The sequence below is a fragment of the Kitasatospora sp. NPDC056783 genome, assembly GCF_042789895.1.
Classification (GTDB): Bacteria; Actinomycetota; Actinomycetes; order Streptomycetales; family Streptomycetaceae; genus Kitasatospora.
Genome location: NZ_JBHUAF010000403.1, coordinates 1 through 7,740 on the forward strand (window position 1 = coordinate 1; position 7,740 = coordinate 7,740).

The 7,740-nt window shown below is 72.5% G+C and carries 7 protein-coding genes and 2 tRNA genes; 3 read left to right on the top strand and 6 right to left on the bottom strand.

Translation table 11 applies throughout. The features are described from left to right. Positions 1–92 precede the first annotated feature (92 nt). Together ACFRMQ_RS35035 and ACFRMQ_RS35040 are read right to left on the bottom strand one after the other, a co-directional pair. Positions 93–548, bottom strand: coding sequence for a hypothetical protein (locus tag ACFRMQ_RS35035; protein WP_380734837.1), 456 nt, complete (start codon positions 546–548; stop codon positions 93–95). A 161-nt stretch (positions 549–709) separates the two neighbouring features. After that, positions 710–1,801, bottom strand: coding sequence for an ABC transporter ATP-binding protein (locus ACFRMQ_RS35040; RefSeq protein WP_380734838.1), 1,092 nt, complete (start codon positions 1,799–1,801; stop codon positions 710–712). 284 nt (positions 1,802–2,085) lie between these two features. Here ACFRMQ_RS35040 and ACFRMQ_RS35045 point away from each other — a divergent pair. The 3 genes from ACFRMQ_RS35045 to ACFRMQ_RS35055 all read left to right on the top strand — a co-directional run bounded on the left by ACFRMQ_RS35045 (position 2,086) and on the right by ACFRMQ_RS35055 (position 3,862). Beyond that, a tRNA-Thr gene (locus ACFRMQ_RS35045) sits at positions 2,086–2,162 on the top strand. Positions 2,163–2,406: 244 nt separating this feature from the next. Further along, entirely contained in the window at positions 2,407–3,690 is a 1,284-nt protein-coding gene (locus tag ACFRMQ_RS35050; protein ID WP_380734839.1) for a restriction endonuclease, read from the top strand. A gap of 92 nt (positions 3,691–3,782) precedes the next feature. Then, positions 3,783–3,862, top strand: a tRNA-Thr gene (locus tag ACFRMQ_RS35055). Between the two features lie 69 nt (positions 3,863–3,931). Here the strand turns inward: ACFRMQ_RS35055 and ACFRMQ_RS35060 are convergent. From ACFRMQ_RS35060 to ACFRMQ_RS35075, 4 genes are all read right to left on the bottom strand, one after another. Beyond that, the gene (locus ACFRMQ_RS35060; RefSeq protein ID WP_380734840.1) at positions 3,932–5,140 is read right to left on the bottom strand and encodes a sensor histidine kinase; all 1,209 of its coding nucleotides are present in this window, start codon (positions 5,138–5,140) and stop codon (positions 3,932–3,934) included. Next, positions 5,137–5,835 carry a response regulator gene (locus ACFRMQ_RS35065; protein ID WP_380734843.1) on the bottom strand — a complete coding sequence of 233 codons (699 nt, stop codon included), beginning with the start codon at positions 5,833–5,835 and terminating at the stop codon, positions 5,137–5,139. Before ACFRMQ_RS35065 ends, ACFRMQ_RS35060 begins: the two co-directional genes overlap by 4 nt. Positions 5,836–5,942: 107 nt before the next feature. Further along, positions 5,943–6,806 carry a hypothetical protein gene (locus tag ACFRMQ_RS35070; protein ID WP_380734841.1) on the bottom strand — a complete coding sequence of 288 codons (864 nt, stop codon included), beginning with the start codon at positions 6,804–6,806 and terminating at the stop codon, positions 5,943–5,945. 168 nt (positions 6,807–6,974) lie between these two features. Next, the coding region (locus ACFRMQ_RS35075) for a class F sortase (protein ID WP_380734842.1) at positions 6,975–7,740 on the bottom strand (766 nt) is incomplete at its 5' end.

Consider the following 7,740-nt stretch of genomic DNA (forward strand, 5'->3'; position numbering starts at 1 on the left):
CGGGAGTCGTCCGCCACCCCACCGTTCCGTCCCGGGCCTTGACGGCCTTGACGGCCTCGTTCGTCCCGGCGGCCCCGGTGCCGCGGCCTCCGTCAGCCGACGACGCCGGCCGCGAACGCCCCGTCGCAGACCGGGCGGGCGAAGGAGCGGGCCCGCTGGACGTCGCCCTGGTACTTGCGCACCGCCGCCTTGCCCAGTTCGGTGGCCAGCGAGCTGCAGTACGGCGTCAGCGAGGGCTGCTCGCGCATCGAGCGCTCCAGCAGGTCCAGCGCCGCGGAGGGGTTCTTCGCCCGCAGCTCGTCCAGCAGCACCACCCGCAGCGACTCCTGCGGGGCGAGCCCGTCCGGGGACTTGGCCGCGGCGCCGGCCGCGTTGTTGGAGCGCCCGATCCCGGCGCCGTCGCCGCTGGACGCCGCCACGACCTGCTGGTCGAGCCCGGTCGGCGGGGCCCAGGGGACCCGGGTCACGGCGAGGGTGCCGGTGGTCACCAGGACGACCGGCAGGGTCAGGGCGACGGTCTGGCCGATACGGCGCACTAGCTGCTTCACCCTCAGGAGAGTAGCGGTGAGTGCGGGCCGGATCGCCCTCCGTTACCCCATCGAGTGACGCGGTGTCCGGGTTTGTCCCCGCGCCGTGTTGACACGGGGGACGGCGGAGCCCGCCGGACCGCGAGGTCCGACGGGCTCGGTGGCGTTTCGCCGGTGCCGCGTCAGTTGCTCAGGCGCAGGCCGGTGCTGGTGGAGAACACGTGGGTCTCGGTGGCGGTCGGCACGACGTGGATGGTCTCGCCACGGGCCGGGATCTCGCGGCCGGGCACCCGGACGACCAGCTCGTGGTCCTGGCCGGCGATCTGGGTGGTGCCGTAGACGAAGCCGTCCGAGCCGAGCTCCTCGACCACGTTGACGGTCACCGCGACGCCCTCGATGCCGCCCGCCGGGACGACCTGGAAGTGCTCGGGGCGGACGCCGACGGTCACCGTCTTGTCCGAACCGGCGCCGGACAGGTCCTCGCGGGAGATGCGCACGACCGAGCCGCCGAACTTCACACCGCCGTCCACCAGCGGCACCTCGAGCAGGTTCATGGCGGGCGAGCCGATGAAGCCGGCCACGAAGACGTTGGCGGGCTTGTCGTACATGTTGCGCGGGGTGTCGACCTGCTGGAGCAGACCGTCCTTGAGCACCGCGACCCGGTCGCCCATGGTGAGCGCCTCGGTCTGGTCGTGGGTGACGTAGACCGTGGTGATGCCCAGGCGGCGCTGGAGGCCGGCGATCTGGGTACGGGTCGAGACGCGGAGCTTGGCGTCCAGGTTCGACAGCGGCTCGTCCATCAGGAAGACCTGCGGCTCGCGGACGATCGCGCGGCCCATCGCGACACGCTGGCGCTGACCGCCGGAGAGCGCCTTCGGCTTGCGGTCCAGGAAGTCGGTGAGGTCGAGGATCTTCGCGGCCTCCTCGACCTTCTTGCGGATGTCCGTCTTGTTCACGCCGGCGATCTTGAGCGCGAAGCCCATGTTGTCCGCGACGGACATGTGCGGGTACAGCGCGTAGTTCTGGAACACCATGGCGATGTCCCGGTCCTTCGGCGGCAGGTGGGTGACGTCGCGGTCGCCGATCCGGATCGCACCGGTGTTGACGTCCTCGAGGCCGGCCAGCATGCGCAGGCTGGTCGACTTGCCGCAGCCCGAGGGGCCGACCAGCACGAGGAACTCGCCGTCCGCGATGTCCAGGTCCAGCGCGTCCACCGAGGGCTTGGTCGCTCCAGGGTAGACGCGGGTCGCCTTGTCGTACGTGACAGAAGCCATGGTCGTTGCTCTCCTTCACCGGCAGGAACGTGCCGGACGATCCGAGTAAAGGGGGTTGTCGGTGCTCCGCCGGCCCGAGCAGTGGTCTGAACCACTGGGCGAACCGACTCCCGGCGACGCTACCTGCGCGTCCGCCGCTTGTCAGCCCCCGCCCGCCCCGATTTCGGCATCGGTTCCATCACGCCCACCCATCCCACCAACCCCTGGATATCCCCCCATCCCGTCACCCGGGCCCGGTAGACTGCCCTCCGGTGCCGCCGTGATCCGTCGCGGACGGTCACCGTGCCTCCTTAGCTCAGCTGGCCAGAGCACCGCTCTTGTAAAGCGGGGGTCGTCGGTTCGAACCCGACAGGGGGCTCCAGGGCGGAGACGCCGGAAGGGCCAGCTCACCGGGGTGATCCGGGTGGGCTGGCCCTTCGTCGTTGCTGCGTTGCTACTCGGGCTGTGCCACGGGCGTGCCAGAAGCGTCCGGCGGATCGTCGTCATCGCCGAGCGCCTTGCGGGCGGCCTCACCCATCAGCAGGCCTACTGTCGTATTAGCGTGCCAAGATCGCGGGCAGACCGTTCTGTTCGTTGAGGGGGGCGCTGTGGGGCGTTCGTTGCGGGTGAGTGACGTGCTTCGGTACACGGCTTCGAAGGACACGGCGCCGGCGACAGTCGATGGGTTCGACAACTTCTTCTTCGTCACGGGTAGCCCCGGTCAGAAGCGGGCCCAGCTCGAAGCGGGGATCAACGCGATGGCCAAGGTCAAAGCAAGCGACGGGATGCGGCGACCAGCGGTGATGATCCGGTCGAGTCCGTGGAAGGCAGGAACGGAGCAGACACCGTGGCACGACGTGTTCGACATCGACAACGGGCACGTCCGCTACTTCGGTGACCACAAGCCGGAGATGGCGAAGCCGGTCGGTACCACCACGGGCAACGCGGCGTTGCTGGAGGCGTTCGGTAGTCATCAGGCGCCCACAGCCGAGGGGCGGGCTGCTGCAGCGCCGCTTCTGTTGTTCCGATCGGTGTCGAAGAACGGCAAGGTCAAGGGGCATGTCCAGTTCTGCGGCGTTGCTCTGATCGAGCGGGCGGAGCGCGTGGTGCAGTGGGGTGGGCAGACGCAGTCGACGTTCACCAACTACGTCTTCGATCTTGTGGTGATCGACCTCACCGCGGAGGACGACAAACTGGACTGGGAGTGGATCACCGCACGGCGTGACCCCGATCGGACCGATGCCGAAGTCCTGAAACTGGCGCCCACAGCATGGCAGGAGTGGGTGAAGCACGGTCATTCGGTGCTGCCGAAGGTGCGTCGGCGAGTGGCGCGCTCGCAGGTCGTCAAGGTTCGCGACCAGAAGCCGACTCCGGGCAGCTCTCTCGAAGCGGACCTCCAAGCGGTTTACAAGCGGTTCGACAACGACAAACATGCGTTCGAGGTGTTGGCCGCAGTTGTCGCTGCGAAGGTGATGCGGGCGTCCGGTCACAAATACAACGAGGGATGGCTGACCCGCCGGTCGGGGGACGGCGGAGCGGACTTCGTTGGTCGGTTGGATCTCGGCAGTGGTCTGGCTGGTACCAAGCTGGTCGTTCTGGGGCAGGCGAAGTGCATCAAGCCGGACAGCCTGGTGTCAGCCGAGCAGATTGCCCGAGTTGTGGCCAGGCTCAGGCGTGGGTGGATCGGCGTGTACGTCACCACCGGTTCCTACTCGGAACCGGCGCAGTTGGAGATGGTCGAAGACCAGTACCCAGTGGTGCTGATCAACGGGCAGGATCTGATCAAGGAGCTGTACGAAATAGCGGGCAAGGATCACGGTGGCGACCTCATGGCATGCGTTGATGCTCTGTTGCGCAGTCGCTCGCTCGAAGTGTTCAACCGCAGGCCCGAAGAAATCCTTCTCGACTGAACTGTCGCGTGCCACAGGCGCGCCAGAACGGGCGGTACGTGGCGGTCAGTTGCGGGTGTCGGCGGGGTAAGGACAGGGGAGCCGGCAGGGTGGCCGGGTCGCAGGTCACGCAGGGTAGCGGAACGCCGCTCTTGTAAAGCGGGGGTCGTCGGTTCGAACCCGACAGGGGGCTCCGTGGCGGGAAGGGCCGGTTCGACGGTGGTCGAGCCGGCCCTTCGGCGTCGGTGGGGTCGGCCCGGGGTCAGTCCGGGGGCAGGGTGAGGGTGGCCAGGGCGCCGCCGTCGGGGTGGTTGGCGAAGGTCAGGGCGGCGCCGATGACGCGGGCGTGGCCGGTGGCGATGGTGAGGCCGAGGCCGTGGCCGTGGCCGCGTTCGAGGGCGCCGGTGCGGAAGCGCTGCGGGCCGTGCCGCAGGAGGTCCTCGGGATAGCCGGGGCCGTGGTCGCGGACGCTGATCCGCAGGCCGTCGACGTGCAGGTGGACCGGGCCGGCACCGTGGCGGTGGGCGTTGAGGATCAGGTTGCCGAGGATGCGGTCGAGCCGGCGCAGGTCGGTGCGGACCTGGCGGTCGGCGGCGATGCCGACGGTGACGTCCAGTCCGGTGAGGGCGACGGTGCGGCGCACCGCGCGTTCCAGCGGGACGGCGGAGAGGTCGGGGGACTCGGCGTCCGCGTCCAGCCGGGAGACCTCCAGCAGGTCCTCGACCAGGCCGCGCAGGGCCTGGACCCGGTTCCGCACCAGCTGGGTGGGCCGCCCGGGCGGCAGCAGTTCGGCGGCGGTGACCAGGCCGGTGAGCGGGGTGCGCAGTTCGTGGGCGACGTCCGCGGTGAAGCGCTGCTCGTCCTCCAGCCGGCGGTGCAGGGTGCGGGACATCAGGTCGACGGCGGCGGCGAGGTCGGCCACCTCGTCCTTGCCGTCGACGAGTTCGCCGATCCGGGTGTCCGTCCCGCCGGCCGCGATGCCCCGGGCGGCGGTGGCCGCGGTGCGCAGCCGGCGGCTGATCCGGTCGGCGACCAGCACGCCGGCCAGCACGGTGGTGAAGACCGCGGCGACGACGGTGAGCAGGATGATCCGGTCCAGGTCGGCGATGGCCTGCCTGTCCTGGGCGAAGTCCACCCGGGCGGACAGCACCCCCTCCCGCACCGGGCGGGCCGCCCACATCGACTCGCCCGTCCCGTCGGCGGCGAGCAGCGAGCCGTACCGGCCGTCGGCGACGAGGGCGCGCAGCGGGTCGGGCAGGGCCGGGTCGTTCAGGGCGGCGCCCCGGCCGAGCGCGTTGCCGCCGGCGCGTTGGTAGTCGGCCCGGCCGGAGTCGAGGGCGGCGAGCGCGGCGGACCGGGCCTGGTCGACGTGCTGACGGATCATCGCCTGGTGGACCAGCAGGCCGACGGCCACCGCGACCAGGACGGCGATGGCGGCGACGGCGGTGGCGATCTGGCGGCGCAGGGTCATGCCGGGCGCCGCAGCTTGTAGCCGAACCCGCGGACGGTCTCGATCCGGCCGGAGCCGATCTTGGCGCGCAGCCGTTGCACGTGGACGTCCACGACCCGGGTGTCGGCGCCCCACTCGTAGTCCCAGACGCGTTCCAGCAGGGTGGAGCGCTCCAGCACGATGCCGGGCGCGGCGGTGAACTCCAGCAGCAGCCGCAGCTCGGTGGGGGTGAGCGGGACGAGGCGGTCGTCCACCCGGACCTCCATGCTGTCGGTGTCGACCTGGAGGCCGTCGAAGCTTCGTACGGGGGCGGGGGCGGGGGCGGGGGCGGGGGCGGTGGGGGCCGTGGGGCCGGCGGCAGCGGCGGGGGACACCTCCGGCGGCTGCGGGGCGTCGGCCGCCGGGACGACGCGGACGCGGCGCAGCACCGTACGGATCCGGGCGACCAGGACGGCGCTCTCGAAGGGCTTGACCACGTAGTCGTCCGCCCCGGCCTCCAGCCCGGAGACCACGTCCACCGGGTCGGTCCGGGCCGACATCATCAGGATCGGCAGCTGGCTCTCCTCCCGGATCCGGCGGCAGAGCCCGACCCCGTCGAGCAGCGGCAGCATGACGTCCAGCAGGAGCAGGTCCGGCCGGACGGCGTGGAAGGCCTCCAGCCCCTCCAGGCCGTCGGCCGCCGTGGTGACCGGGAAGCCGTAGCGTTCCAGGGCCATCCGGGTGGCCTCGCGGATCACCTCGTCGTCCTCGACCAGGAGGATGCGCGGCTGGGCGGCGGGGGTGAAGGTCGCGGGGGTGGCGGTCGCGGGGACGGTGGTGGGGTTCATCGCTTCGGCTCCGGGATCACGGCGGGGGCGGAGGGCTCGGAGGAGGGCCGGAGGGCGCGCGGGGACGCGGCGGGGGGCCTGGGGACCGACTGCTTCGGCGGGAGCGCGGTGGGCCGCGCCGGTACCGCGCCGGGCTCGGCCGCGGCGGGGTCCGGCGGGCCGGGCTCCTGGCCGGTGGGCGGGAGCACGCCGACGCCCACGTCCCGGCGTTCCTCCAGGGTGAGTTTGGTCCCGTCCCACTCGTAGTGGCTGCTGGCCTGGAGGTGGGCGCTGATCGGCTCGTACAGCCACAGGCCGGGACCGATGGTCTCGGCGCTGAACGCCGGCTGGACCGGTACCCGCAGGACGGGCAGCAGGCGGTCCTCGGCGAGTGCGTAGACGTGCAGCACGACCAGTCCCGGGACGGAGACGACGGTGATCAGTTCGGGCCGCCCGTCCCCGGTGAGGTCGCGGAACTCGGGGGCGCGGACCTCGCAGCCGGCGCAGGAGCCGAGCGCCTGCCGCTCCTCCGGGCTCACCTTCGGGTCCCTGGCGAGGACGGCGCGGACGTCGACCGCGGTGATGTCGTGCCCGGGGACGGTCAGGTCCGGTACGGGCTGCGGCTCCTGGGCGGCACCGGCCGCCGTCGCCGTCGCCGTCGCCGTCGGCGAGGGGGCGCCGGACAGCTGCGGCCAGAGCGGCTGGGCCTCCAGCGGCGGGGTGATGGTCCCGGCCGGGCCCTGGTCGAGCAGGCCTCCGGGGGCGGCCCGGCCGAAGGCGAGGGTGGCGAGGGCGATGAGGACGGCCAGGCCGGCCAGGGCGGCCAGGGCGGTCATCGGGACGGCGCCGGGCCGTCGGCGGGGGGCTGGTGCGGCTGCCACGGTCGGTGCTCGTCCTCCTGGTCTGCGGCGATGCCTCGGGTCGGGCTCCCCGTCAGCTCCCCTGGGGTTAGGTCGCGCGGACGGTGGCCGGCGGTTCCGTCGGCCACCGGTACCGGCGGAACCGGTGCCGGTCCCCGCCCTGTCGCCGGTGCCGGTCACCGGCGGCCGTCAGGCCAGGTCCGCCAGCACGATGATGTTGTCCGTCCAGTGCCCGTCCGTGCCGATCCGCCCGCCGCAGGTGATCAGCCGCAGCGCGGGCGCGGGCGTGTCGCCGTAGACCTGCTCGGTCGGGAAGTGGTCCTTGGCGGCCTGGAGCAGCGTGCGGACCTTGAAGTCCACGGTGCCGCCGTCCGCGCGCCGGATCCGGATCAGCTCGCCGGGCCGTAGCTTCGGCAGCTGCCGGAAGACCGCCGGGCCGTGCACGGTGTCGTAGTGCCCGATGAGCACGGCGGGGCCGGTCTCGCCGGGGGAGGGGCCGTTGCGGTACCAGCCGACGTCCTGGCCGCGGTCGGCCGGCGGCACCTCGACCGTGCCGTCGGGGTTCAGCCCGAGGCCGGTCACCGGCGCGTCCACCCCGACGGAGGGGACCAGCAGGCGGGTCGGCGGAGAGGGCGGGTACGGCTTCGGGGCGGTGGGCGCTGTGCCGGTCGTGGCCGGGGTGCCCGGGGTGGTCGCCGGGGCGTCCGTGCCGGTGCCGTGCCCGGAGGCTTCGATCCGCACCACCGGGGTCTCCCGGCCGGACAGCGCGATCGAGGTCCCGAGCACCACGCAGAGCAGCCCCGCCGTGCCGAAGGCGGTGCGGCGCAGCGGCCCCGGGCCGGACCGGGCGGCGCGTCGTCGTCCCCGGCCGGGTGCCCGCCGCTGTCCTCGTCGGTGGCCGTCGGTCCCCGCCACCGGGGCCGCCCCGGCGCCGCTTCCCCGACTGGCCGGGTAC

Excerpts from the sequence above, each read along its gene's own strand:
- ACFRMQ_RS35040 (WP_380734838.1), bottom strand. The coding sequence starts at position 1,801 with ATGGCTTCTGTCACGTACGACAAGGCGACCCGCGTCTACCCTGGAGCG.
- ACFRMQ_RS35060 (WP_380734840.1), bottom strand. The coding sequence starts at position 5,140 with ATGACCCTGCGCCGCCAGATCGCCACCGCCGTCGCCGCCATCGCCGTC.
- ACFRMQ_RS35065 (WP_380734843.1), bottom strand. The coding sequence starts at position 5,835 with ATGGCCCTGGAACGCTACGGCTTCCCGGTCACCACGGCGGCCGACGGC.